Annotated in this window: 17 protein-coding genes and 1 tRNA gene; 13 read left to right on the top strand and 5 right to left on the bottom strand. The window is 56.4% G+C overall.

Annotation, left to right across the window (positions count from 1 at the left end; all coding sequences use genetic code 11):
• Positions 1 to 373: 373 nt before the first annotated feature.
• The 4 genes from Pla52nx_RS10885 to Pla52nx_RS10870 all read left to right on the top strand — a co-directional run bounded on the left by Pla52nx_RS10885 (position 374) and on the right by Pla52nx_RS10870 (position 10,534).
• On the top strand, positions 374 to 1,621 hold the full coding sequence (locus tag Pla52nx_RS10885) for a DUF1559 domain-containing protein (protein ID WP_146521703.1): 1,248 nt from the start codon (positions 374 to 376) through the stop codon (positions 1,619 to 1,621).
• Positions 1,622 to 2,849: 1,228 nt separating this feature from the next.
• Positions 2,850 to 4,082, top strand: coding sequence for a hypothetical protein (locus Pla52nx_RS10880; RefSeq protein WP_146521701.1), 1,233 nt, complete (start codon positions 2,850 to 2,852; stop codon positions 4,080 to 4,082).
• 28 nt (positions 4,083 to 4,110) lie between these two features.
• Entirely contained in the window at positions 4,111 to 8,688 is a 4,578-nt protein-coding gene (locus tag Pla52nx_RS10875; RefSeq protein WP_146521700.1) for a PVC-type heme-binding CxxCH protein, read from the top strand.
• A gap of 136 nt (positions 8,689 to 8,824) precedes the next feature.
• Positions 8,825 to 10,534, top strand: a complete 1,710-nt coding sequence (locus tag Pla52nx_RS10870; protein WP_197454839.1) for a cation:proton antiporter — start codon at positions 8,825 to 8,827, stop codon at positions 10,532 to 10,534.
• A gap of 450 nt (positions 10,535 to 10,984) precedes the next feature.
• Here Pla52nx_RS10870 and Pla52nx_RS10865 read toward each other — a convergent pair whose 3' ends face one another.
• Positions 10,985 to 11,392: an FHA domain-containing protein gene (locus tag Pla52nx_RS10865; protein ID WP_146521698.1), complete on the bottom strand. Its 408-nt coding sequence runs from the start codon at positions 11,390 to 11,392 to the stop codon at positions 10,985 to 10,987.
• A gap of 498 nt (positions 11,393 to 11,890) precedes the next feature.
• Here Pla52nx_RS10865 and Pla52nx_RS10860 point away from each other — a divergent pair.
• The 8 genes from Pla52nx_RS10860 (at position 11,891) to Pla52nx_RS10825 (ending at position 23,173) form a co-directional block, all read left to right on the top strand.
• Positions 11,891 to 11,976: transfer RNA gene (locus Pla52nx_RS10860), tRNA-Leu, on the top strand.
• Positions 11,977 to 12,275: 299 nt separating this feature from the next.
• Positions 12,276 to 15,041 carry a CARDB domain-containing protein gene (locus tag Pla52nx_RS10855; RefSeq protein ID WP_197454838.1) on the top strand — a complete coding sequence of 922 codons (2,766 nt, stop codon included), beginning with the start codon at positions 12,276 to 12,278 and terminating at the stop codon, positions 15,039 to 15,041.
• Positions 15,038 to 15,568, top strand: a complete 531-nt coding sequence (moaC, locus tag Pla52nx_RS10850; RefSeq protein WP_261344264.1) for a cyclic pyranopterin monophosphate synthase MoaC — start codon at positions 15,038 to 15,040, stop codon at positions 15,566 to 15,568. Before Pla52nx_RS10855 ends, moaC begins: the two co-directional genes overlap by 4 nt.
• Positions 15,569 to 15,972: 404 nt before the next feature.
• Complete coding sequence (locus Pla52nx_RS10845) at positions 15,973 to 17,127, top strand: polyprenyl synthetase family protein (RefSeq protein WP_231742191.1); 1,155 nt, start codon at positions 15,973 to 15,975, stop codon at positions 17,125 to 17,127.
• Between the two features lie 340 nt (positions 17,128 to 17,467).
• Entirely contained in the window at positions 17,468 to 17,941 is a 474-nt protein-coding gene (locus Pla52nx_RS10840; RefSeq protein WP_146521696.1) for a hypothetical protein, read from the top strand.
• Complete coding sequence (locus Pla52nx_RS10835; RefSeq protein ID WP_146521695.1) at positions 17,938 to 20,493, top strand: hypothetical protein; 2,556 nt, start codon at positions 17,938 to 17,940, stop codon at positions 20,491 to 20,493. The genes Pla52nx_RS10840 and Pla52nx_RS10835 overlap by 4 nt, the downstream gene beginning before the upstream one ends.
• Positions 20,490 to 21,578, top strand: coding sequence for an ABC transporter ATP-binding protein (locus tag Pla52nx_RS10830; protein ID WP_146521694.1), 1,089 nt, complete (start codon positions 20,490 to 20,492; stop codon positions 21,576 to 21,578). Before Pla52nx_RS10835 ends, Pla52nx_RS10830 begins: the two co-directional genes overlap by 4 nt.
• Positions 21,579 to 21,589: 11 nt before the next feature.
• Positions 21,590 to 23,173, top strand: a complete 1,584-nt coding sequence (locus Pla52nx_RS10825) for an ABC transporter permease (protein ID WP_231742190.1) — start codon at positions 21,590 to 21,592, stop codon at positions 23,171 to 23,173.
• A gap of 33 nt (positions 23,174 to 23,206) precedes the next feature.
• Here Pla52nx_RS10825 and Pla52nx_RS10820 read toward each other — a convergent pair whose 3' ends face one another.
• From Pla52nx_RS10820 to Pla52nx_RS10805, 4 genes are all read right to left on the bottom strand, one after another.
• Positions 23,207 to 23,413 (bottom strand): hypothetical protein, encoded by a 207-nt coding sequence (locus tag Pla52nx_RS10820; RefSeq protein ID WP_146521693.1) that lies wholly within the window; start codon positions 23,411 to 23,413, stop codon positions 23,207 to 23,209.
• A gap of 197 nt (positions 23,414 to 23,610) precedes the next feature.
• A complete protein-coding gene (locus Pla52nx_RS10815) occupies positions 23,611 to 23,955 on the bottom strand; it encodes a hypothetical protein (protein WP_146521692.1) in 345 nt (114 codons plus the stop codon).
• Complete coding sequence (locus Pla52nx_RS10810) at positions 23,939 to 24,382, bottom strand: hypothetical protein (protein ID WP_146521691.1); 444 nt, start codon at positions 24,380 to 24,382, stop codon at positions 23,939 to 23,941. The genes Pla52nx_RS10815 and Pla52nx_RS10810 overlap by 17 nt, the downstream gene beginning before the upstream one ends.
• Positions 24,383 to 24,586: 204 nt before the next feature.
• The gene (locus Pla52nx_RS10805) at positions 24,587 to 25,156 is read right to left on the bottom strand and encodes a peptidylprolyl isomerase (RefSeq protein WP_146521826.1); all 570 of its coding nucleotides are present in this window, start codon (positions 25,154 to 25,156) and stop codon (positions 24,587 to 24,589) included.
• Positions 25,157 to 25,465: 309 nt separating this feature from the next.
• On the opposite strand from Pla52nx_RS10805, the gene Pla52nx_RS10800 reads away from it, so the two are divergent.
• Entirely contained in the window at positions 25,466 to 25,765 is a 300-nt protein-coding gene (locus Pla52nx_RS10800) for a hypothetical protein (RefSeq protein WP_146521690.1), read from the top strand.
• Positions 25,766 to 25,844: the final 79 nt, after the last annotated feature.

Genomic DNA, 25,844 nt, shown 5'->3' with positions numbered 1-25,844 from the left:
GGCTGGCTTGAACCCAGAGATTGAATCGCAAATCCAGAAGCAGGCTACCGATACTTCTGTGTGGCTGGCCAATGGGTTCAGGGAGTAGCTTCTCCACTCACTTCATTTGATCGCCTTGGATGCAAATTCCACAGTGATCGCCAAGTGGGCCAGGTGGTCGCACCCGCTTTTTTAGAGTTTTATTCCCGCCTCGCCGCACCCACACCTCCTTAGAGGGGCCATGGGCAGATGGGGATTGTCTTATGTCCCACGATCTCGCGGTGGAATTTTCACATAATTCCCTACCACCGCAACGCGGTCATCGGTTACCTTAAATGACCCATTTGGGGTTTCTGTTTTCAATTGGTGTTTTTCTATTCAAGGAGAGTCTTCTATGCAAAGAACTCATTCTTTGCGATCGGGTTTCACGTTGGTGGAACTGTTGGTCGTGATTGCCATCATTGGCATCCTCGTTGGCTTGCTGCTGCCAGCGGTTCAGGCAGCACGCGAAGCCGCGCGACGTATGTCGTGCAGTAACAATTTCAAGCAAATCGGTCTTGGGATTCAGAACTACCACAGCTCGTTCAAGCAGTTGCCCACCAACGGAACGGGTAGCAAGCGAGTCCCATCCATGACGGACGCGACCAACCAATCCAACCGGCTGTTTCTCAGTTGGTTGGTGCCTATCCTGCCGTACATCGAGCAGCAAGCATTGTGGGAGCAAATCTCCAACCCCAGTCAGCAGGTCACTGCTGGCGCAACCTTGCCTGGCACCGTCAATGGTGCGTGGCATGCGATGGGGCCTTGTCCATGGGTCACCACTTATGTGCCTTGGGTCACTCAGGTTCCAACCTACCGTTGTCCCAGTGACTCGGGACAAGCTCGTGGTCCAGGACAACTTGCACGCACGAACTATGCTTGTTGCGTCGGTGACGCCAATGACCGAGGTCACAATGGCGGGATCAACGATTACGGTTTCTGGGGCAACCAGAACAACCGTGACGAAGACTGGGCTGTGACACGAGCACGTTCGGCACAACGCGGATTCTTCTGGAATCGTAACGAATCTAAGTTCCGTGACGTTCTCGATGGTCTTTCCAACACGATTGCTGCTGGCGAAGTCAACACGTCCGGTGGCAAGCGTGAGATCAGTGCGGATTTCGTTCGCAACATCACCACCATGATCAACACGAACGAAACCGTCTTGACTCCGGCTCGTTGCAAGGAAGGTGCTCACATCGATCCACTTCGTCCCCAGTTCTACGATCCAGCTGCAACGGTCAGTGCCAACCTGTCTCAGGGCAAGGCCACTCGTTGGGCTGATTCGCGGCCGTACTACACGGCCTTCCACACCATTCTGCCTCCGAACTCTCCCAGTTGCGTGCATGATGGTGGCGACGGCAATCACTCTGGCGTGATCTCAACTGCGGGTAGCCGCCACTCCGGTGGTGCTCACGTGTTGATGGGCGACGGAGCCGTGGTGTTCATGACCGACAGCGTCGAAACTGGCAATCTTGAGGCCAATACCGTCTGCCGTGACGCACCGGGTCTGCCTGCTGGAACCGCAAGCTCCTACGGGTTGTGGGGTTCTTTGGGTACGCGTGACATGAAAGAAGTCATCGAGGAACAGCTGAACCAATAGGTTGACAGCAACTCACTGTTTATCGCAGCCTCGTCCGCCCTCGGCGGGCGAGGTTTTTTGATGAAGTTGAGGGTTGTGGCATTTTCGGCTTTCGCAAGTTTCTGTCAGGGCATAGGGCGAATGGATTGTGTTTGGGCGTAGGGTAGTGTTCGTTTTCGACTCGGAGAGTCGAACGACTGTCGCTCGACTTTCCAAGTCGATAGCGTGCCCCGCCAAACGTTTTGCCCATCCCAATCGGTGCCTTGCGCAGACGGCCCTCCTCCCTCGCATTCGCCTCAAGGGCTCTGCTCGACCTCCCCCAAGTTCGGAGACTGCTGAACTAGTCGTGTTGCGTTGTGTCTGTGAGCCGATGGCGCTAGCCACGGGCCTCGAAGGGTTTCGTCAACACCAATAGGCCTGCGGCTAGCGCTGGACTGCTCAAAGTTTGGTGTTGTGTCTTTTTGGGTTTGCGCAAGTGTATGTCCCTACTGCCGGCGCAGCCGGTGGCCCCAGTGAGCCTCAGGCGCTAGCCGTGGGCCTGAGGCGGATTGTGGTGCCGGCCCACGGCTAGCGCCTGAGGCTCACTTTGATTGCGATGCATGGAACAAAAACACGGACTGAAAAAACAATGTCAACCCCAAACTTTGAGCAGTCCAGTTCCAATGCATGACACCAACCCCTATGTCGCTCCCCGAGAAACCGATGCCGCTGATGGAGCCGACGGCGAGGTGATTCAACTCTCTCGTGATCGGTGTCCGATTTGTGACTCGCGGTACAAAAGCAACTGGCTTCGAAACGATCGATGTCTCAACTGCGGACATCGGCTTCGTATGCTGATTCCACAGCGATTCCTGAGGAACGTGATGGCTTTCGGCATTGGAGTCGGCTACACCTTGTTTCTCATTGGAGCTTTCTTGACCGTACCAGATGAACTGGAACAAAACGCCCGCAGTCTAATGATTTCTATCTTTTTCGTAGTTGTGACGATTTGGTTTGCGGGGTTCCTGTTGTGGCTTCTCCTTTGGCGACTGGTGCCATGTCACCGTTTTTTCCCTTTCTCAGGCAGAGACATTCGCGAGGCACGTGCAGAATACCAGGCCTCTCGTCGGTAACATGGTGATCGAGCGGTCATCTACAATGGTCAGTCGCCGGCCACGAGTCGTCAGTTGAAATTCGTTAGCGAATCGTGGCGACGGGAACTCTGGCGAATCCCACTACACTGTCCCACCTCTCCCTTTCTGGAAACATCATGTCACGCATCTGGACCCTTTGTTTCGTCGCCGTCGCGATCTGTGTTTCGACGGTCTCCCACGCGGATGAACCGGTGGACTTTGGGCAACCGCGTTGGTGGAAGGGAAACCTGCACACGCACTCGCTGTGGAGTGACGGCGATGAGTTTCCGGAAATGATCGGCGATTGGTACCGAACCCGCGGTTACCACTTCCTCGCTCTCACCGATCACAATGTGCTCAGCGAAGGCCAGCGGTGGATGTCGCTGAAGAAGATCACCGATCGCAGCGACGATGGGATTCTAGAACGCTACACCACGCGGTTTGGTAACCATTGGGTGGAAACACGCGAAGCAGAATCCGGAGGCACAGAAGTACGTCTGAAGCCGTTGGATGAGTTTCGTTATCTGCTGGAGCGAAGCGGCGAGTTCATCCTGATCCCGGCGGAGGAAATCAGCGATCGCGCCGAAGGCAAACCGGTTCACATCAACGCAACGAATTTGGCCGAGGCGCTCAAGCCGGCTGGCGGTGAGACGGTGCGAGAGGCCATGCAGAATAACTTGCGAGCGATCCTGGATCACGAGAAGCATCACGGCAGATCCGTGCTGCCCCACATCAATCACCCGAACTTTGGCTATGCCGTCACCGCAGAGGACTTGGCGGCAGTGGTCTCGGAGCGATTCTTTGAAGTCTACAACGGACATCCTGGTGTCAATCAGTTGGGCGACGACGACCATCCAAGCATTGAACGGATGTGGGATCTGTGCAACGCGATCCGACGCACGAATCTAGATGTGCCGCCGATGATGGGGATCGCGACGGATGACAGCCACGAATATCACGGCAAACCCGGCTCGCGTCCCGGTCGTGGTTGGGTGATGGTACGCAGTCGATTCTTGACGCCAGAGCACCTGATCGCTGCGATGCGTGCCGGTGACTTCTATGCTTCCAGCGGCGTGACGCTCAGCGATGTGAATTTTAAAGCTGATTCACAAACGCTGACGGTCAAGATCGCAGCGGAGCCCGGAGTGACCTACGAAACGAAGTTCATCGCGACTTTACGGGAAGCTGAAACCGAAGAAAAACGGATCGGCGTGGTGGTCGCTTCCAGCTCTGAGACTTCATCCAGCTACACCATGACCGGAACCGAGCTGTATGTCCGCGCGGTCGTGACCAGCAGCCAAGATCACTCCGATCCGTCCTTCAAGGATCAGAAGCAACAAGCTTGGACACAACCGGTGGGCTGGGAATGATTGGCAACAACCTATCAAGTGTGAAAACATGAAACGCACGTCATTGTTTCTGGCTTTGTGTCTGATCTGTCTGGTCAAGCAGGCCGAGTCCGCAAAGCCACCCAACGTGGTACTGATCCTGACCGACAATCATGGTGCGTGGACGCTGGGTTGTTACGGCAACCCAGAGATTCGAACGCCGAACATCGATCGTTTGGCCAGCGAAGGCACTTTGTTCACACGCGCGTTTGCATCCAATCCAGTGTGCTCACCGACTCGGGCGACGATGCTGACCGGCTTGATCCCCTCTCAACACGGAGTGCATTCCTTTTTGCGTGCGGGCACCTTGCAAACCGGCCCCAACGCAAGATGCACGCTCGACGAGTTCACTTCGTTGCCAGAGATCCTGAAGGCAGCGGGTTACAACTGTGGATTGGTCGGCAAATGGCACTTGGGCGCGAACGAGTCACCGCAGGAAGGTCTTGATGACTATTGGATCACGATGCCGCATGGGGGCACGAGCACTTTTTATGGTGCGCAGGTCATCGAGAACGGCAAGCTGCGAACTGAGCCGGAATATTTGACCGATTTTTGGACGCGACATGCAGTACGGTTCATCGAGCAGCAGGCAGCCGAGCCAGAGCAGCCGTTCTTTTTGTTTCTCGCTTACAACGGACCCTACGCGCTGAGTCGGTTGCTGTTGCGAGATGGCCAGAATCGTCATGCAGAGTTTTATGCCCAGCAGCCATTACTTTCATTTCCGCGAGGTAAGCCGCATCCTTGGCAGCTCAATAATCTGGATTTCATCAACAACCCGACATCCATTCGACGCGTGGCGACGGAAGTCAGCGGAGTCGACGACGGCGTGGGCGAAATCATGCGGACACTCGCGGCCAAGGGTTTGGACAAAGACACCGTCGTTGTGTTTGCAGCCGATCAAGGTTGGGTGGGCGGTCATGGCGGCTTCTTTGGCATGGGCGACCACACTCGGCCGTTGACGGCCCGCGACGGCATGATGCAGATACCGTACATCTGGCGTCATCCGGGCAAGATCACTGCGGGCTCGCGAGTCGATCAGATGACGGCGAACTATGACTTTGTCCCCACGATGCTGGGATACTTGGGTTTGCAGGCGCACATGCCGTTGCGGCCAACGTTGCCCGGTTGTGATTTGTCACGGATCCTGACGGCAGAACAGAGCACCGATCATCAAGCCACGAACGACGATGCGGTCTACTACGAATTCGAAAACCTGAGGTGCATTCGTACGGAGTCTCACAAGTACGTGCATCGGCATCCCAATGGGCCGCATGAGTTGTACGACCTCGTTGCTGATCCGGATGAGTTCACCAATTTGGTCAACGTGACACAGCACACGGGACTGAGGGACGAACTCAAACGTCGGATGGATCGTTTCTATGATCAACATGCGTCGCCCAAATATGACTTGTGGAACGGCGGCATCTCGCAAGCACACTTGCACGATGGGATCGACGAAGAACTGGCGCAGTTGACCTCGGTGAACCCACCGCCGTTGCCCAGCGGATTTCAACCCGCCCCGATCGAGTTGCCCGAGGGCTATTCGGCGCGGTTGGTCGCGGGGCCGCCGTTGGTGACTCATCCCACGATGGGTTGCCTTGACGATCAAGGACGCTTGTACGTCTGTAACAACGCCGGCGTGAACATGACCAACGACGAGTTGGAGGCTCATCTGCCCAACGCGATTCATCGGCTGGTGGATTCGGATGACGACGGAACGTTTGATTCGTTCACTGTGTTCGCCGACAAGATGACTTTTCCCATGGGCGGCGTGTGGCACGACGGTTCGCTGTACGTGGCTTCGCCGCCAAACATTTGGAAACTGACCGATACGGATGACGATGGCGTTGCCGACGAGCGAAAGATTCTGGTTTCTCAGTTCGGTTACAACGGCAATGCGGCCAGCATTCACGGGTGTTTCTTCGGTCCCGACGGGCGGCTTTACTGGACCGACGGCTACCACGGACACGAGTTCACCGACGAGTCGGGGCAGGTGGTCAGCAGCCGCGAAGGTTCCTATCTGTTTTCCTGCAAGACCGATGGTACCGATCGTAGGATTCACTGCGGCGGTGGCATGGACAATCCGGTTGAGATTGACTTCACCGACTCCGGAGACATGCTGGGGACCGTCAACATTCTGTACACGCGGCCTCGCGTGGATTGCCTGGTGCATTGGCTGCACGGAGGGACATATCCGCATCGCGAACGTGTCTTGAAAGAAGTCCAGGTGACGGGGGATCTGTTGGGGCCTGCTCATCGATTCGGCCATGTCGCCGTTTCGGGAATCACCCGTTATCGCAGCGGCGTGATGGACCACTCCATGACGGATGACTTGTTCGTGACGTTTTTTAACAGCGGCAAAGTCGTCCGGCTGTCGATGCAGCCTGAGGGTTCGACGTACCGTGTGACGCAACATGAGTTCTTGCATTCACCCAGCCGTGAGTTTCATCCCACCGATGTGATCGAGGACGCCGATGGCAGCTTGTTGGTGATTGATACCGGAGGCTGGTTTTATCGCGGCTGTCCGACGTCTCAGTTTGCCAAGCCCGATTTGCTGGGAGGAATCTATCGGATCAGCCGTGACGGCATGACACGCATGGTCGATCCGCGAGGCCGGCGAATCGATTGGACAAGCCTATCCGTCGCCGAGCTGATCAAGCTTTTCAACGACACGCGTCACAGCGTACGCCAACAAGCCGTCGATCATTGTGTCTCGCGTGGTCGCGATGCAGTCCAACCGCTGGAAACGGCGTTGAAGCGTGCAGACATTCGAATCCGCACCCATGCGATTTGGGCATTGACGCGTTTGGGTGAAGCGAACGTGTTGCGAAACGCGGCCGCTGCGGCACTGCATGTCGGTCTGCGGGATAGCGATGCAGCGATCCGTCAGGCTGCTTGCTATGGGCTGGGGCGTGTCGGAGGTGGCAGTGACGACGGTCGAGACGGCGAAGTGCTCGTTTCGATGTTGAGCGATCCTGTCGCGGCGGTTCGTCGGCAAGCGGCGACCTCGTTGGGGATGATCGGAAACGCCGCGCATGTCGCTCACCTGCTGGAATCACTTTCACACGACGAGATGGATCGCAGCGAAGAACACGCTATCGTTTATGCGTTGTTGGAGATCGGGCGGTCCGAGCCAATGAAATCGGCCTTGAGCCAAATACGGTCATCGGAATCGGTCCACTCTCGTTTGATTCGTGGTTTGTTGGTCGCATGCGATCAGATGCCGGACGTTACGTTGCAGTTCAGTGATGTGATGATGGGTCTGAATTCAGACGACGAGGAAACGGTGCGGCAGTGCGTTCGGATCACGAGCGGGCACCCTGAGTGGTCCGCGGAAGTCCGACGGTTACTGCAAACGACACTGTCGAATAGCTCGCCCCAGAGCGAGGATCCGTCAACGGTTGATGAGGTGACGTTGCGGTCGATCGAACAAGCCGGGGTGCTGATGGCGGCATTCATTTCCCAGCCGAACGTCGCAGAACTGGCGGGCGAAATCCTACAACAGAATGATGTTGCGCCGGCCGCTGAACGTGTCGTACTTGCCGCGATCCGGCAGGCCGGCCCAAGCGAGCCGCATGCGAGCTGGCTGGAGCCGTTGCGTGAGCGACTGATCAGCCGTTTGGAGTCCGAAGTGGGCGAAACGATCGTGACCGTCAAGTCCATGCGTGGGAATCACTTCGCTGAGGAGTTGCAACAGATCGCTACGAATGAAAAGTTCGCTTTGCCGATTCGCGTGGAAGCCATGTCGGCGATCGCGACGGATGGCAGTCGTTTGGACGATGTAATCCTGAACCGATTGATAGAGATCATTGAACTCAATGTCTCGCCCCGGGCGACTCAATTGGCGGCGCAAGCGATCGCCGATGCGAGACTGTCGTCCGGTCAAATGCAGCAGGTCACACCGCTTTTGACCAGCGTTTCACCGGCCGAGTTGCGAGTGTTGTTGCGCGTGTATGCGCGTGGGGTGGACGAGCCGACGGCGGTGGGTTTCATCGACGCGATTGATGGTGCACAGGCGAAGTGGTCGTTGGCGGAAAGTGAGCTTTCGGATGTCGTTAAGAAATTTCCCCCGGCAACACTCCAGCGCGCCAACGCATTGTTGGACCAACTGAAATCACATCGTCAACAGCGTCTGGCGCGACTGGAGGCACTGCGCGGTCGTTTGGAACTGGGGGATCCTCTGCGAGGCGCCAGTGTCTTTGTCGGGGAGAAAGCAAAGTGCAGTTCGTGCCACCGGATCGCGGAGATCGGCAAGGCCGTCGGTCCGGACTTGACCACGATCGGAGCCAATCGCTCGGCCGACGATTTGCTGGAATCGATCGTGTTCCCGTCGGCCAGCATCGTGCGAGACTATGGAACCTATCAGGTCTTGACCCACAGCGGTCGAGTATTGACCGGGCTTTTGGTTGGCGAGACCGCCTCATCGATCCAGGTTCAGATCGCCAGTGGCGAGACTGTGACATTGATGCTCACTGAGATCGAGCAGATCACGCCGAGTTCCGTGTCGACGATGCCGGCGGGGTTGGACGAGTCGCTCAGCGAACAGGAGTTACTGGACGTGGTGAGCTATTTGCTGCGTCAGAAGTGACTTTGGGGCCGAATCCGGGACGACAGAGAGTCGTCGATTCGAGTAAACTTGGCCCACGAGCACGATGCTGTTTGGTCGGATTTTGGGACAAGACCCGCCGACGCGGCCGTCCGAAAGCGACTCCATTGGGACATTCATGGGTGATTTTGACTTCCATATCGCAAGCAGCCTGGGGCTGTTATTGGGTGTCTGTCTAGCTGCCGGCGTGTTCGCGGATTTCTTTCATTTGCCCAAGGTCACCGCTTACCTCTTGGTCGGTCTGCTGGTGGGCCCCAGTGCTCTCAACTGGATTCCGGAACAACATGTTTCGAATCTCGAGATCGTGTTGAAACTGGCGATGGCGATCGTGTTATTCAATTTGGGCTGTGAGTTCACGATCAAGAAAGTGAGGCGTGTCGCCAAACACTGTTCGTTTCTGTCGATCTCCGAGATCGGTTGCACGTTTATCCTCGTCGCAATCGGACTTGCGCTGTTCGGTTGTCCCACCGACATGGCGTTGTTGCTGGGGTGTCTGGCCGTTGCAACGGCACCGGCAACAACCATTTTGGTGCTCAAAGAGTTGCGTAGCGAAGGCCCGGTGACCGAAAGCACGGGATTCATGGTCGCGATGAATAATTTTGCCTGCATCGTGATGTTCGAATGCGCGTTTCTAGGCGTGCGGTTTCTGCAAGGAGACTTGGACGTATCCGTCGGCAGCCAAATCGGCGTGTTGGTCATGCACCTTGCTGGTAGCGTGGTGTTGGGGGTTCTGGGTGGCGTTGCGATCAGCTACGGATGCGGGTTTCTGGCGATGAAGCGATGGCTGGTGTTGCTGGTCGCCGTGGTCACGTTTCTACTAGGCGTCAGCGAGTCAACTCATATTCCGTACATGGTGACGTTCCTGGTCATGGGGGTGACGGTTGCCAACACGTCGGATTTTAAATCCAAGATCGTGGACGAACTGGATCACCTTTCGGGCTTGTTGGCCGTTTTGTTTTTTGCTGCACACGGCACCCAGTTGAATGTCCGTGCCTTCATCGCCGCTGGCACCCTGGGGGCTGTCTACATCGTGTTCCGCATGGCGGGCAAATGGCTGGGCGTTTACGCAGCGGCCAAGATCTCCAAACAATCACCCGAAGTGCGAAACTGGGGCGGCGCAGCACTGTTCGCACAAGCCGGTGCGGCAATTGCGTTGTCAACCATCGCGGTGGAGCGGTCGCCGGAACTGGGCAAGCCGATTCAGGACATCATCCTTGGATCCGTCGTGCTGTTTGAAATCATCGGGCCCCTTTTCATTCGCCAAGCGTTGCTGCAAACCGGCGAGGTGCCCTTGGCTCAAGCGATCCATCACACGAACTTGACTCCGTTGGGGCAAGTCCAAGCTTTGGTGGATCGGTTTCGTTCGGCGTTACGGGGTGATGGACCGGCCGAGCCGCCGAGTTCAAAGGTCAAGGTTCGCGATTTGCTGAGAAAGACCAAAGGGATTCACCAGTCATCGGACTTCGACGCCGTGATTGCACACATCGAACATAGCCACGACAACACGTATCCCGTGGTCGACGACAAGATGAGCGTGGTGGGCGTGATTCGCTATCCCTTGCTCAGTGATGTGATGTTTGATCACGCAGCATCACAATTGGTTCGGGCGGAAGATTTGATTTCCGAAAGCACAGTGTGTTTGCACTGTGACGATCCAGCGGCGCGAGCGTTCGAGCTATTCCAGGACGAAACAGACGACTGCATTCCTGTCGTCACTGATGGTGACAACCCTGAGCTGCTGGGCGTGGTTCGCCGCAGCGATGTCATGCACGCACTGATCACACAACGCCGACGAAAGAAGCGGAGGAAAGATAAGGACGCAGGCTGATCGCGAGATCTACGGGTAATGGGATTCGCCAGAATTCCCCGCGAAGTGAATCGTCCAGCTGCGATCGCCTCTCGGGGTGACGCGAACCGTTTTCCTGCGGCCTGGTTCTTGGTTGTTCAAGATCTTGGGGTTGTGGCACTACGGTGCTCTGCGGGTTTCTGTCGCGCCGCTCAGTGTAGCTGGGGAGGTAACCGTTTTGCAGCACGGTACAACGCGAACGGTACAACGCGAACGGTTCGTGTTTGGGCGGATGGTGTCGTTCGTTTTCGACTTGGAAAGTCGAACGACAATCGTCGCTCGACTTTCCAAGTCGATAGCGTGCCTCGCCAAGCGTCTTGCCATCGCCAATCATTGGCTTGCGCAGACAGCCCTCCTCCCGAATGTCGCTGAAGGCTCCATTCGATCTCACCCAAGCTTCGAGGTCGTGACCGTTAAGATTCGTGATGACGCCTAATCAATTTCGTAGCGGTCGTCTTGGGGGGTGATCATTCTGACGGCTTGCGTCTCATCGGCATGCTGTTGGCCGAATTGAGCGGCTTCGGCTTCTCGGTTCACTGGTTCGTCCGTGGGCTCAACTTGAACGGTCACCAGCCCGATTCGGATTTCTGCTCCCGGCGGCACGACTGCTTCGTTGACCAGTTTGCCGTCGATCATCACACCATTTTTGGAATTCAAATCGGCAACGACCAGCTCGCCGTTTTTGTTTTCAGTGAACTCGCAGTGTCGGCGGCTGATGGAGCCACTGTCGATACAGATGTCGGTGAAGATGCCCCGACCGATCTGCGTGGGAAGTGTTCGGACCCAACTTCTCAAACGCTGCCCAGAATCTTTGTCGATCCAAGTGAACTTGTAATTCATCGCAATCACGTCGTTGGAAAAAGCGTATTGGTTTCGCCGGTCTCTTTACCTGGGACTTGGCGGGCTGCCCAATCTGGCGAATGCGACGGTGAACCGCGTGAAGCCGGCACATGCCTATGTTTTCGCGAAGATTAGGTCTTTGATTGTACATCAACTATTCATGGACGGTGTACTCGCTCAGGCGAGCGGCAGATCAATCTGTATCCGCCGTAGTGGACGAGGTCACGAGTCCCTGCAGCGAAAAACCGCGTTGAGGACTCGCAACCTCGTCCACCACAGGTAAATCCTCATGCGCCTCTTGGCTCAACGCCGTTCGTTTGCACCGATCTTTGCGAACATGTCATCGGTCACATGGCGATCTCTGGTCAGGCGGCGGGCGGGGCGATAAGATTCTCGGCTAGAAGCGAACACGAGCGGCCACCCAATGGTCACTCTTGGGATTTCGCGATCGTTCAGCGAACCGCAATCGGTCCCGATGCGCTCGCAAACACAGCACCTGCCCAGGTGGTGGAATTGGCAGACACAGGGGATTTAAAATCCCCCGGACGGTAACGTCTATGCGGGTTCAAGTCCCGCCCTGGGCATTGGTTGGTGCGGGTTTCTTTCCCCAAACTGGCTCTTTCCGCTGAGGTTGCCGGCAACTAGACTGTCGCCCCTCTGGATGGTGGTCGCCTTTGTCTGGTGTGTTCACGGCAAGTGTCGGGTGCCGATTTGACGCTTCCTGATGCTGAGTGACAACATGCCCATTTTGACAAAGCGGCCGAGTCGATCCCGACGACCCAGACATTCGCGACGATCCCGGCTCTCGGTGGAGTCACTTGAATCGAGGCGGTTGCTGACCGCAGGGATCTGGAAGGGTGACATTGGCATCGACGTTACGTCAATGCATCTGAACTCCCGCATCCAGATGGAGCCCGGTGAGATTCTGTTGCACGTCAGCAACGTGGGCAGCCAAACCGGCACGATCAGCAACGCTCATGTCTACGGAACGGTGACCGACACGGCACCGGAAGTCCTGCAGCCCTGCACAACCGGGCGAACGCTGATTCCTCGAACCGGAAACTTGAGCATCGGCAACTTCACCGGGAACGATGTCGTGATGGGAGACGACTGGGGTTACCAAGGCACGTTTACCGGAAACGTCGTCGGTGACTTCGAGAGTTTGACCGGGGATTGGAGCGGGACCTACGGATATCTTGGCTGCGATTATTTCGATGCCGGGGTGGGCGGGTATGTCGAGGATTTTGACATCTACTATGGCACCGCATCGGGGACATGGTCATCAACTGGCGATTGGTTTGGGGATTTGTACAACCGTTCGATTTCCCAAACGGCCGGCCAGATCCAATCGGGATACGAGATCAACGATGCGAGTCTGTTGGTGCCGGTGAAGATGGAAGCTTACTGGTTGGACAACCAAGACAATCGCCTTGGTAAGATTCACGAATGGACTGTGCAGTCTCAGGGAAGCGACGATCATCTGGTGATTCAAGCCGGACGCGCGTACAGCCGGCCGGCCGGGGCGGCTGGGATTCTGGTTGTCGGCGATGAGTCGCAAGGCCACATGGAATCGAATGAGTCGAACAATGAGCGTACGACGGATATCAAACCTTTCTTGATCGCGCAAAGCATCGAGCAGTCGGCAGACAACGAAAACGTTTCCGTGCTCGTGGAAACATTGAATCTGTTGATTGCGGACCCCGTGGACGTGGAGCTTTTTTGGACGGATGCCGAAGGCAACCGGATCGGTGCGGCGGCACCAAAGCAGTCCATTGTTCCCGGCGTCAATCGATTCACCACCGTGGACTTTGCCGCCAGCGAGATGTCGCTGAATCGTCCGGCGGACGCTGCTGGCTTGATCGCCGTGGTGGACGATGGCAATCACTATCCGGAAGTCAACCAAGAGGACAATCAAGTCACGCTGCCATTGCAAGCCGTTATCACAGCCACGTCGCTACAACGTCCATCTCCTCAATCGGTCGTGATGAGAGTGGACGTGGACCATTTGATTGCCGGGGAAACGATCACGTCAGAACTCTACTGGACAGATTCCGTTGGCAACCCAATGTTACTGGCGGCGACGAAAACGATCACCGTCGGGAACGATACAACGATCGACGTGATGTTTAGTGGCAATGATTTCGTCGCCGGTCGACCAGTGGGTGGGGCAGGTCTGTTGGCGATAGTCGACTCGGATGCTGCATTCGCGGAAGCCGATGAAACGGACAATGAAGTCTTTCTGGCGTTGCCGGGAGCGTTGACCAATTTGTCGGCCAGCTACAGCTCGTTCACGCAGCGGGTTTCCATCCTGCTGAACACTCAGAACCTGCTGGCATTCGAAGAAATTCCCTTGCGTCTGGAATGGTCGAACGAATCCGAAGAATCACTCGCATTGGCTGCGGAAGTTTCCGTTATCGTCGGTGCCAGCGGTGTGATCAACGTCGAGCTGGAGCCGTTTGAGTTGGTCAATTCAAGGCCCTTCGGCGCGACCCGTTTGCGCGTCATCGCGGATCCTGGTGGCGGTTTCGGAATCACATTGCCACCGCCGTTTTTCTTCCCCGTCCATCCTGATTTGATCGCGCAATCGTTGGCCATCTCGGATGATTTCAGCACGATCCAGTTTCACTTTCAAACGGAAAATGTTCTACCAACAGAGCTGGTTTCAATAGGGCTGTACTGGGTGGACCAGTCGGGAACCTATTTGTCCCAGGCGGGATTCACGCGAGTGCCGGCGGGCGGGTCACAGGTGTCGAAAGAAGTCGTTTTTGATTTCGCCGCCATGCTTGAGACAGTGCCTGTCGGTGCGACCAACATCGCCGCTTGGGTGGATTCTGAGCAACGATTCTTGGAGACCCTCGAGAACAATAACCGGTTGGCGATCCCTCTGCCGCCGGCGGAGTTGTCTGCCGTGTCACCAGTGGACCCCGATGGAACACTCGGCGATCCCGAACCACTGTCGGGCGCCCCCGGATATGAAATCCTTGTGGATTGGATCATTCGCAACGCGGGACCTGGACCGGCACATCCGACCGAACATTCTGTTCACTGGTCGACCGACGCGGTGCTGGACGACAGCGATTCAGTCATCACGACGTTCGCGACGGACAGCATCGCCGCCGGAGCAGAGCAGGTGGTCAGTGATGCTGCGTTGATGATTCCTGAGGGAACTGCGCTGGGTGACTACTACTTACTCGTTTCGGTTGATCACCAGGATCGGGTGGCCGAGACCGATGAAGAAAACAATTTGATTGCGGTGCCTGTTCGATTGACTGATACCTCACCGTACACCAACCCGGTGGACGCATTTGACGTCAACGGTGACGGCATGACGACGGCTCGAGATGCGTTGGACATCATCAACGAGTTGCTGTTTCGGCACGCGAGCCGAGGTTCAGACGGCAGGATCTATTTCCGTGTGCTGCCGGTGCTGGACTGTGACGTCAACGGCGACTTGCGGATTTCTGCGCTGGATGCTTTGAACGTGGTGAACGAGATCGCCCTGCGGCGTCGGGAGACCAACGAGGCAGGCGAAGCGGAGCGTTTGGAGCCAGGCAACGCTGTGGCGGTTGATCGGATTCATCGACAAAGCCATGATGAAGATGACGACGAAGATCTGCAGTGGTACCTTGAGCCAAGTGGCATTCAGTGAAATCAACACACTTTGACGCGGACGGCAATGTTCACATGGTCGACGTTTCGGCGAAGGATGTGACGGTGCGTCGAGCCGTTGCGGCGGCAGATATCGTCTTGGCCGCTGAGACCGCAGAGATGATTCGTAGCGGGTCTGCGGACAAGGGAGACGTGTTGGCGGTGGCTCGGATCGCCGCGATCGGGGCGACGAAATGGACTCAGCATTTGATTCCGTTGTGCCATTGCATCGGGCTGGACAGCGTCTCCGTGGATTTTCAGTGGATCGAGAACTCTACGGATGCACCGGATGCCCAGCATACGTCGACTCCAGGTTCGCCATGCCGGTTGCGTTGCGTCGTTGCTGTCGCCAACACGGGCAAGACAGGTGTGGAGATGGAAGCGATGACGGCGGCTTCTGTCGGCGTCTTGACGGTCTATGACATGGTCAAATCGACGGATCGCAGTGCCGTGATCGGTCCGATCCGGTTGCTGAGCAAATCGGGTGGCAAATCCGGTGATTTTGTCGCTGACAATCCCGTTGCGTGAAGGTAGCGAATCGGCGATTGCGCGAGCGTCGATCGGCTGGGAAAACCATTCTTGCAGTCGATTTTCTCAAGAACTCCAGCCAGGACGAGATGGCCGGAACACGAACCGTAATGGGATTCGCCAGAATTCCCCTTCACCACAGATTTTCATTGAATTTCCAGACGCCCTTGAAGACCGGGTTGATCCAGATGGCGGACCCCAGCGGCGCATTTGGGGGATTTAGTCCGTCCCGTCCGCGATTTCTGGTCGACTGAGCCGGAATCCCCGCTTTTTTATTACGGCAGAAAGCGTTAACGTTCGGGTCCGCTCTGCGGTTGCTAACGCATCGAAGTTCCGCAGAGCCCCAGATCGGCTTCTGGTCTCGCTCGCAACATTTCCAAACGCTTTCAGCCTTTTGATCAATCATGGATTTGACGTCATCGGTACGTGATCAGCTTTCCGAAATCGGTGGCGGCCAGCTCGTCTCCAAATCGGGCCAGATCAAAATGGACCAGATCAAAATGGACCAGATCCTTGATTCAATGGACACTGGCACCGACCTATCGCAAGGAAAAAATGCGACCCGAGGAAAGAGCCCATCGATCCAGGACGGCGTCTTGCAGCATCTCTATGGTCCGGTCGCTGAGTTCTTGCTGTGTGTCGAAGACCGCCTGCGACAAGAGTTGCAGAGCCCCTATGAGTCGGTCGCTCCACTGCTCAGGCATGGCGTGCAGTTGGGCGGCAAGCGGTTGCGTCCCGCGATGCATTTGCTGGTCGCCGAGGCGATCGGTGGGTGCAACGAAGACAATGTGGTGATTTCCACCGTGTTGGAAATGGTCCATACCGCCACCTTGGTCCACGACGATGTCTTGGATGACGCATCGACGCGTCGACATGTTCCGACGGTGAACGCGCAGTGGAACAATCACACCAGCATCTTGTTGGGAGACTATTTGTTCGCGCAGAGTTTTCGTTTGGCCGCCACGTTGAATTCGACGCAAGCCTGTCAGTGGATTGGTGAGGCCGCGAGGTTGGTTTGCGAAGGTGAATTGCGTCAGGTCTTGACCCGCGACCAGCTGGAGCTTGATTTTGAAAGCTACATCAGTGTGATTCAGGGCAAGACAGCAGAGCTCTGCCGAGTGGCTTGTCAATTGGCTGCGGTGTACGCCGACGCGTCGAGTGACGTGACCCAAAACGTTGCCGACTACGGCACGAAGGTGGGGATTGCTTTCCAAATCGCGGACGATTATTTGGATCTGTGGGGCGACGACAGGGCTGTCGGTAAGACACTGGGGACAGACTTGCAGCAAGGCAAAATCACGTTACCCGTGATCCGGTTGTTGGAGACGGCCAGCGAGAAGGATCGCAAATCCATCACCCAGATCTTGACCGGCCCCGCCGACCAACGCGTGCGAGACATCTTGCCGTGGCTAAATGCGAGTGACGCCAAGTCGTATACCGAGCACGTCGCACGAAGCTATCAGCAAGACGCGTTGCAGCACTTGTCTGTGCTGGCGGATTCGTCGGCAAAGGATTCGTTGATCGCGATCGCCCGATTCGCGGTGGACCGACGATTTTGAACACGTAGTCGCGTCTCTCGGAACGAGCGGAAAATAAGATGCAATCTGTCGCCGCTCCGCGGCTTGTTGGCGGCGTCGGGCGGTGTTCACCTGGGGCTCGCGCCCCAGGCTGTATGCTGTCGTCGCATCCGCGACTGAGGGGATTGCTTTTCGCGTCTCTCCGAGACGCGAATTGCGAGTCTCGGAGAGACTCGCCGACGTGGGAATGACGAGTCTCTGAGAGACTCGCCTACGTGGGCTATGCTAAATTCAGGTGCCTTGTGGCGAGGCGGGTTTGCGAGCGGGTAAGATGGAGGTCGGCGGATGCCGAGTCTTTTCTTACTTGTCCATTGATCCTGAGATGTCCTCACCCACTCCTTCGGTCGAGCCGATCGTACGCAGCCGCTTGCTGCCCCGCGTCTCTTTCCGTTCGATGATGATTCTGATGGCGGTCTCCGCCGTTGTGTTGGCGGTCGCTCGGTCGGCCAACCAGGGTGGCATTTACGCGACCGCTGCGGTGATGGGATTGGTGTTTTTGCTGGGCACGGTGATCGTACTGTCGGCGGTGTTTTTGTTGGCTTGGGCGGTTGCCCACGCGCGGCGACCGGTGGGTCTGGTGCTGTTGAGCTATTCGGTCGCCATGATTGCTTTGAGCATTGCGGGGCTTCGATTGGATTGGATCAATGAACCGATCGTTGTGCTCAACACATTTTTCATCGGAGTCTTCCTGCTGTTTGTGCCTCCTCCATCATCGCCCGCAGATCATCTCGACAGCCCGTTTGCTGCGGACCGATTGCCGCCCCAGATCCTGCCACCCAGGGACGCCCAATCATGAGGATCAACCCTATCGTGGATCGTTTGCTTTGTGCGATGGCGGCAATTTTTCTTGCCGTCATGCTTTGTGTCTCCAGTGCTGACTCGCAGGATGCTCCGCCGACTTTCATACCGGATAGTGGCCCGATATCGATCTCCGGTAGTCCTGCACAACTCTGCGTACTGCCCGAGGACCCGGCGTTGATTCGTGGGTTTACGGTTTCCGTATCCATGGACGGGGGCGGGTCATATGGCTACGCGACCTTGGAGATTTCGTTCGACAGCACCATTGCTTTACCGGCACAACGGGCGTTTGTGTTGCGACTGACACCGACGGGTCGGCACTTTCCCGCTCGCAACGCCACCGTTGTTGAGATACCGATCACGGCTGAGCAGGGCAAGCGGCAAACCGTGATCAAACGCCGGATTCCAAAGTGGACGATTTTTGGTGAGTACGACGTTGCGTTGATCGAAGATGGCAAGCAAGTCGCTGACTACGTGGCGACACTGTCGTCGACTAACGCTCAAAACCGGCTGCGATCGGTGGAGCACATGGTCAGTGATGAGTACTTCAACAAAATCGTGGGAACCGATTCAGCTATCCGGCAGCAGGTCAACACTCCTCAGTCGGGATGGATGGTTCAGCCGATCATTGTAAAACAGCTTCCCAACGACTGGCGTGACTATCGGCAGGTCGATGCGATTCTGCTGACCTACCCGGAACTAAAATCGGTGATGGAATCAGCAGATCCCACGGTCGGAGACGCACTACGAGATTGGGTCTTGATGGGCGGCACCATTGTGATCAACGGTTGCGATGACAGCGAGACGCTCTCGGCGACCTTGGATTTCAAGGCGAGTGCCGACAAAGTCCTGACCGACGAATTTGCAGATTATGTCACTGAGATACTGACGCGGACGAAAGACAACCTCTTAAAACATCGTGCCTTTGAAGATCGGATCAAGCTGATTCGAGACACGATGGATGAGTTGGCGGTGGATGCCCCATCAGATGACTTGTCGGTTCCAGCCTCAGATGCCACAGGGAGCTCTGACGGCGAGTCGGCAACTGAGATGATGAGTGAGCCCATGATGGTCCAGCTTGGCAAACGTGTGCTTGAAAAGCTTGGGCGAACAGGAAAACAGGCCATCGACGAACAAGCAGCGATGTCAAGTGATGGCATGATGGCGATGGGCTCCCCAGACATGTACAACACCGATCCGTGGACTGTGTTGAATGAACTGGACAACTTGCGTCCTCCGGTGCAGACGGACGTAACGCGCGAGGGGCTGCCGACAAAGAATTACGTGTCGGCGGTCGCCCAATACAACGAAAGCGTTGCGGCGGAGATCGAACGCCATGACGCACTGTTTGATCGATGGATGGTTGCACCGGTGGGTGGAGGACGAGTGATTTGGACGACCAGCACGATCCCGATGACTCCCTCGGAGATGGAAGCCTTGCACTGGTGGACACCCTATCGCGCGTCGGCGATGTTGCGACGCGGTATCGATCCGTTTGTTGGCGATTCACGTTCCGCTCGTTGGATGATTCCAGGGGTCGCCCAACCGCCGGTTTATACCTTCATGGGACTGCTGGGATTGTTTGTCATTTTGGTGGGTCCGATTGCTTATCGGCAAACGAGTAAAGCGGGACGCAGTCACCTGATGTTCGCCATCGCACCAGTCCTCGCGATCCTGACAACCGCCGCTCTGCTGGGATACTCCTTCACCGCGGATGGATTTGGAACCAAAACGCGAGTCCGCCAGTTGACGTGGGTAGACGGGCACAGTGGCGACGCGGCTGAACGCGTTCGAGCGACCTACTTTGCCGGAATCAGTCCATCGCAAGGGCTGCGGTTCGATGGGGCAGCGGAGGTCATGCCGTATCACAACAATCGCTCGACCGCGTGGGAAGAATTCGATGACGCTGTCGATCCGGACGCGGCAATGGCCCGCGTTGTGGTGGACGAAGATGGCCTGCGGTTGGGCCGGTCCTTCTTGCCGGCTCGCAGTCAAGAACAGTTCATCAGCTCGCGACCACGGATGAAAGTGGGGACGCTACAGTTGACTCCGTCCATTGGTGGTTCTCAGCCGCCAACGGTCACCAGCACCATGGGGTTTGAATTGACACAGCTTGTCGTTCGAGACGCCGACGGTGCGTACTGGACCGTGGATGGCCTGGATGCCAACGCCCAGGGGGTCAAGCTGACGGCATTGCCCAGTGACCCGGCAGCAAACGAAGCGTCCAAGAAGATCGGCAAGATGTATAGCAAGTATCGTCCCATCGCAGGGTTCACCGGTAACACACAGTCGTCGACCACCACGCCATCCTACGGCTACAACCGCAGGACACTGGACATGATTTCGACGATCAATAGCCGGATTGATACTGGCGATAGTGGGGTCACAGACGGCGTCATGGAAGACTGGTTGACGCGGAAGATGTTGCTGACCGGAGAGTTGCCACGAAAAAGCTTCGTCGCCCTGTCCGACGTCACCCGCGACGTGATCGCGGTTCCCGATGCGGAAGTCGTCGAAAGCATTCGCTACGTATTCGGGACACTGCGATGAGCTTTCAAGACGAGCATCAGGAAACGAGCAGCAGCGATTCCACTGTGTCCGCCGGGTCACCTGGAACGCCTGACCACTGGAACAATCCGGTGCCGATTGCCGAACCAACTAGCATCGTGAGTCCGCAGGTGCCAACCGTTCACACCGAGACGCGACGGTGCATTGAGTTGCGGCGACTGCACCGGTTCTTTGGCTCGACACGAGCAGTCAACGATGTGACTTTCTCGGTCGATCGAGGCCATGTGTTCGGATACATCGGACCCAATGGAGCCGGCAAAACGACGTCGATGCGAATTCTGGCGACGTTGGACTTGCCCAGCTATGGCGATGCTTACGTGGATGGTTTTTCTGTCGTCAATGATCCTGAGTTGGTTCGCAAGCGTTTGGGGTTCATGCCTGATTCGTTCGGCACGTATCGTGATGTCAACTGCAGCGAGTACCTGGACTTTTTTGCCCGCGCCTACGGGCTCGTGGGCAGGGAACGAATCGAGCGATTGAAATGGGTGCTTGATTTCACCGGCACCAATGGGATGGCGGAGAAACCCATTCGTGGATTGAGCAAGGGAATGAAGCAGCGTTTGTGCTTGGGTCGCGCATTGATCCATGATCCTGCGGTCATGATCTTGGATGAACCGGCAGCGGGCCTGGACCCCAGAGCTCGAATCGATCTGCGACGCATGATCCGCGAGTTGGCTGACCGCGGCAAAACGATTTTGATCAGCAGTCACATTTTGACCGAGCTGGCGGAAGTCTGTGATTCGATCGGCATCATCGAGCAAGGGACATTGCTGGCGACGGGCACCGTGGACGAGATTCATCAACAGCAAGCCAATTTGCTGGAGTTGGTCATTCGAGTATTGGATCGCGGTGAGGACGCTCAAAAACTGCTGGCGACGTTGCCGGGCGTCGGCGACATCATCTTGGACGGTTGCCTGTTGCGATTTCCGTTCGGGGGAGCCCCGAGCGATCAAGCCGGCCTGGTGGCACGGCTGGTGCAGGAAGGATTTGGAGTGGTGGAGATCATCAGTCGCAAAAAGAGTTTGGAAGACGTGTTTTTGCAGGTCACCAAAGGTTTGGTCCAATAAGGAGTCGTGTCGTGGCAAGTGTTACTGCGGATCTGCCGCCAAGTGAAACCTCGTCAGCAAGTTGGATCGACCGAATCGATGCGTGGTGCATTCGACTGGGCGATTCGTTCAATCCGATCTTGGTCAAGGAAACCCGGCAAGCGCTCAAGAGCCGACAGTTTGTGGTGACGTTCTCGTTGGTGTTGTTCGCTGCGCTGGCGTGGACCGTCGGCGGCAGTCTGTCGATGATGCCACAGATTTACACGACGCCCAGTGCGCCGCGAATGATGGTCGGCTACTACTTTTTGTTGGCCGTGCCGATGATGTTGGTCGTACCGATGGCCGCGTACCGATCCCTGGAAGGCGAGATCGATGACGGGACGTTGGAGCTGCTGTCGATCACCGCACTGAGTCCATGGCAAATTGTGTTGGGAAAATTGGCGAGCGCTTCGTTGCAGATGGTGCTCTATTTCGTTGCCTTGTTTCCGTGTCTCGCGTACGCGTACACTCTACGTGGCGTGGACATGCCGACCACGATTCTGGTCATCGGTTTGACCATCGTGGTCGCTGTTTTCTTGACCGTCACTGCATTGTTCATGGCGACGCTGTCACGGGCCCGCACCGGACGCATCTTGACGTTGCTGGGGTTGCTGATCGTCTTACTATGGGGCGAGTATGGTGTCGGTTTTGCGGTCGTGATGATGATCACCCAAGGAAACCCGATGACGGCGGCGGCAACTATTTTTGCCGCCACGGCATTGTTCTCTTTTGCGTTGGCGACCGGGAACCTGATGCTGACCATCGCAGCGGCTCAGTTGACTCCTGAGAGTGAAAATCGCTCCACACCTGTTCGGCTTGCGTTGCTGATCGTCACGGCGGTGCTGGTTTCGATCGCGGGGCTGGCGATGTTCACCATGCGTGATGACGGGATCGGGTTTTACACGCTCTGTGCCGTCGCCTGTGCGGGCTTGTGGACGCTGGCGTCCAGCATGATGGTTGCCGAGTCAGGCGTGATGACACCGCGGATTCAACGTGAGTTGCCCAGCAGTTTCTTTGGTCGCATGGCGTTGACTTGGATGACCCCCGGACCGGGGACGGGATTGGTCTTTGCCGGAACCGTGATTCTGTTTCTGTTGGCGTTGCAACAGCTCTCGGTCTACTTGATCGTCGATCAAGGATGGATCAGTGGTTGGAGGGCCAACGAGTTTGAGATGTATTTTGGACAACCGGCTGCCGTCTACGCGGGCTATTTGGTCGGATTCTTGGTCGTGGTGCGACTGGTCATGATGGTGGTGCGACTGAAAAACAATCCGCGTGTCGAGATCGGACTGGCCGTGCTCGTCGTCGTTGCCGTGTTTGCCGTTTTGATTCCGTATTCGATCGAGTTGCATTACAACGATTACCGTCAAGTCACCTACTCCGGCACCCAGATCACCAACTGGGGATTCACGTTGAGTCAGTCCGTGGAAGGAAGGCTGAATCCTTGGATTGCCAAGACGATTCTCGGCGTCGGCATCCTGATGTGGATGATGGCGTTGTTTTCGATTCCTGCCGTGGTCCAACCTCGTAAAACGGCGACACCAGAACGGGTGCAGGAAGAACTATCCCGAGGGTGATCCGAAGCATCCAGTCTGGACAGCACGCGTTGTTCACGCGTCGACTTCGTAGAGGATGATCACCATGACATCACCGGCGGCGAAGCTGTTCATGGCACCACCGGTGGGTGCGTTTTGGCTGGTCAGGTTTCCGGTGATGGACAAGATGCGCACGCCGGTCTTGCGGATCCAGCGATTCATTTGCTTTTCCATCTCTGGGATTTCCGTGTCGACGCTCTTAAAGATCTTGACCTGTTGCATGAGATGATTTGTCCGATAGGGATGGGTGAAGTGGTTGTCTCACCCTTGCAGGGTGAACCAGGGACCGCGGCAATTGAACCCAGGGCGTCGCTTCGCTTTGCCCTGGGCTTTTATGTCGATGCCCTTTCAGGGCTAATAATATCGCAGACTTCCGTCGACAAAAGAATTCTCCACAGAATTAGCAGGCAACGAATCGATCACCAAGTCAGCGTCCAAGACTCGGGAGGTTGTTGCAGATCGAACAGACCGGCAAAGCTGCCCATCCGAGTGTAGTGTTTCGCTTCTAGTAAGTCGGCATCGAGCAAGCGATGGACGATCACGCCAACGTCTTGGCTGGTTTGGATTCCCCATTCCGTGAGAACTTCTTTGCCTTCGGCACCGAATTGATCGACGGAGAGTTCCAGCATGACCTTGCAAATCCCGGCCGCCGTGGCTTCTCTGCCCGGCGAGAGTTCGGGATCCAAGATCGCCAGCCTCGCTGCGTCACGGACGAGGTAAATGGGATCGAGAGATTGTTCTGGTGGGTTATGAGCGTCGGTCATGACTGGCGCGACTAAATGTTCGAGGCTGGCGGTAGGTAATGACGATCGAAATGACGGAAACGATGCACGCCACGGTGGAATGCCCGATCATAAAGGCTGAGGCCCGATCCCAGTGAGGACCGCCAGTGTATTGCCACCAGATCGTGTAGGACAGCCAAGCCACCATCAGTGAGTTCCAAAACAGTGAGTATGTCCAGAACATTGGATGGTCCAGCCAACGTTGGTTCATTGCGATGAGCAACCAGCAGATCCAAACAAGAACCCCCGGCCAAAACACACAGAACACCATTGCTGGAATAAGAAAAATCGAGCCAAACATGGCAAGCGCCGCAGACATGGTGCGGGTGAAGGTCGAACCGGGCGGGGGAGTTGGTTTCTTAGGCCTGGTGTAGCCGGGTGGTGGCGACTCATAGGGATTGAGTTGCATGATCGCGTCGCTGCACTGCGTGGACGTTGCTTGATTTAAGCGGTCGGCTGGATGTTCATGCTACCAAGTCGATCATTCACGCGGGGATTCGCTGAGGTATTTTCCATCCGCGACTGTTGAACGGAAACGAAGATCTCCTGACCAACAAAAAACCCCGGCGAGAGTGTCGCCGGGGTTCTTGTTTGTTCGTTGACCGCTGTGAGATCAACCTTCCTTTTTGACTTCGCCGGAGTCAACAATTTTGATCGGCAAGCGAGTTGCGCCGCTGGGTGTTCCCAGAGCTTCGATTCGCTTGACCAACTCTTGACCTTCCAGGACACGTCCGAAAACGACGTGTTTGCCGTTGAGCCAGTCGGTGACGATCGTGGTGATAAAGAATTGCGAGCCGTTGGTGTTGGGGCCAGCGTTGGCCATGCTCAACAGATAAGGCGCGTCATGCTTGTACTTGAAATTCTCGTCGGCAAACTTTTCGCCGTAGATGCTTTCGCCGCCGGTTCCGTTGCCACGGGTGAAGTCACCGCCTTGCAGCATGAACTGAGGAATCACTCGGTGAAAGATGCTGCCCTTGAAATGCAACGGTTTGCCACTTTTGCCTTTTCCCTTTTCGCCGGTGCACAGGGCACGGAAGTTCTCGGCGGTCTTGGGGACGTCTTCACCGAACAGCCCGAACACGATCTTGCCGGCGGGTTCGCCGTCGATTTCGATGTCAAAGTAGACTTTGTGGGTGACGGGCGCTTCTGCGGTGGATTGTGCGGACGATGTTTCTGAAGTCATGATCGATAGGGTGCAAGCAGCAAACAGAGTGAGAAAGGTACGGGTCAGGAAGTTACGTTGCATTGAACATTTCCGGTTGGGTGGGGGAGAGTTCATCAAAGTGACGCAGCGGCCAAACGAATGTTTTGGCCACCCTGCGACCGCTGTGGGGTTTCATTATCACAAGTCGACTGAGTTTGGCCAGCCGACGTAGCCCGGCGGACGGCGTCCAAGCCGTTTGAGAAGCTACGCTGGACGGATGCCCAAGGTTCTCCGATGGCGTATAATGGGGCTGGGAACGCCTCTGACCCGCATTTTCTGAAAAAAAACATGAATCCATCCGCCGCCGATCAGATCGTCACCGAAACGTTCTTGGATGTTCGAGCCAAATTGCTGGAAATCGCCGCCACATTGGACCGCGTGGATCGCTGTTTGGACGAATCGGGCGACCCGCTGGGTAGTGTTGCTCCGGCCAGCGGCCGTCTGGGCAGTGTTGCTAACGACCAGCAGGAAAAACTACGTGAGGGAATTCGGATTCTATTGAGCGAGGGGCCCGACCGAGCCGCTCGGCTGCAGCACCTATTTTCGCGGCCCTACCAGGCCGATTGGCGAGAAACAATGAAAGTTTGATTTTCCGCCAACCGATCTCTTCGCCACCCCATCTGATCCTCCTGCCTGATCCTCCTGCCACCCACCCACTTTTTCAAGC

This window comes from Stieleria varia (genome assembly GCF_038443385.1).
GTDB lineage: Bacteria > Planctomycetota > Planctomycetia > Pirellulales > Pirellulaceae > Stieleria > Stieleria varia.
Note: the sequence above shows the minus strand (reverse complement) of the source record. Positions and strands in the feature narration are given on the sequence as shown.

Excerpts from the sequence above, each read along its gene's own strand:
- Pla52nx_RS10805 (WP_146521826.1), bottom strand. The coding sequence starts at position 25,156 with ATGACTTCAGAAACATCGTCCGCACAATCCACCGCAGAAGCGCCCGTC.
- Pla52nx_RS10845 (WP_231742191.1), top strand. The coding sequence starts at position 15,973 with ATGGATTTGACGTCATCGGTACGTGATCAGCTTTCCGAAATCGGTGGC.
- Pla52nx_RS10875 (WP_146521700.1), top strand. The coding sequence starts at position 4,111 with ATGAAACGCACGTCATTGTTTCTGGCTTTGTGTCTGATCTGTCTGGTC.
- Pla52nx_RS10800 (WP_146521690.1), top strand. The coding sequence starts at position 25,466 with ATGAATCCATCCGCCGCCGATCAGATCGTCACCGAAACGTTCTTGGAT.
- Pla52nx_RS10870 (WP_197454839.1), top strand. The coding sequence starts at position 8,825 with ATGGGTGATTTTGACTTCCATATCGCAAGCAGCCTGGGGCTGTTATTG.
- Pla52nx_RS10810 (WP_146521691.1), bottom strand. The coding sequence starts at position 24,382 with ATGCAACTCAATCCCTATGAGTCGCCACCACCCGGCTACACCAGGCCT.
- Pla52nx_RS10840 (WP_146521696.1), top strand. The coding sequence starts at position 17,468 with ATGTCCTCACCCACTCCTTCGGTCGAGCCGATCGTACGCAGCCGCTTG.
- Pla52nx_RS10835 (WP_146521695.1), top strand. The coding sequence starts at position 17,938 with ATGAGGATCAACCCTATCGTGGATCGTTTGCTTTGTGCGATGGCGGCA.
- Pla52nx_RS10815 (WP_146521692.1), bottom strand. The coding sequence starts at position 23,955 with ATGACCGACGCTCATAACCCACCAGAACAATCTCTCGATCCCATTTAC.
- Pla52nx_RS10820 (WP_146521693.1), bottom strand. The coding sequence starts at position 23,413 with ATGCAACAGGTCAAGATCTTTAAGAGCGTCGACACGGAAATCCCAGAG.
- Pla52nx_RS10885 (WP_146521703.1), top strand. The coding sequence starts at position 374 with ATGCAAAGAACTCATTCTTTGCGATCGGGTTTCACGTTGGTGGAACTG.
- Pla52nx_RS10830 (WP_146521694.1), top strand. The coding sequence starts at position 20,490 with ATGAGCTTTCAAGACGAGCATCAGGAAACGAGCAGCAGCGATTCCACT.
- Pla52nx_RS10855 (WP_197454838.1), top strand. The coding sequence starts at position 12,276 with ATGCATCTGAACTCCCGCATCCAGATGGAGCCCGGTGAGATTCTGTTG.
- Pla52nx_RS10880 (WP_146521701.1), top strand. The coding sequence starts at position 2,850 with ATGTCACGCATCTGGACCCTTTGTTTCGTCGCCGTCGCGATCTGTGTT.
- Pla52nx_RS10865 (WP_146521698.1), bottom strand. The coding sequence starts at position 11,392 with ATGAATTACAAGTTCACTTGGATCGACAAAGATTCTGGGCAGCGTTTG.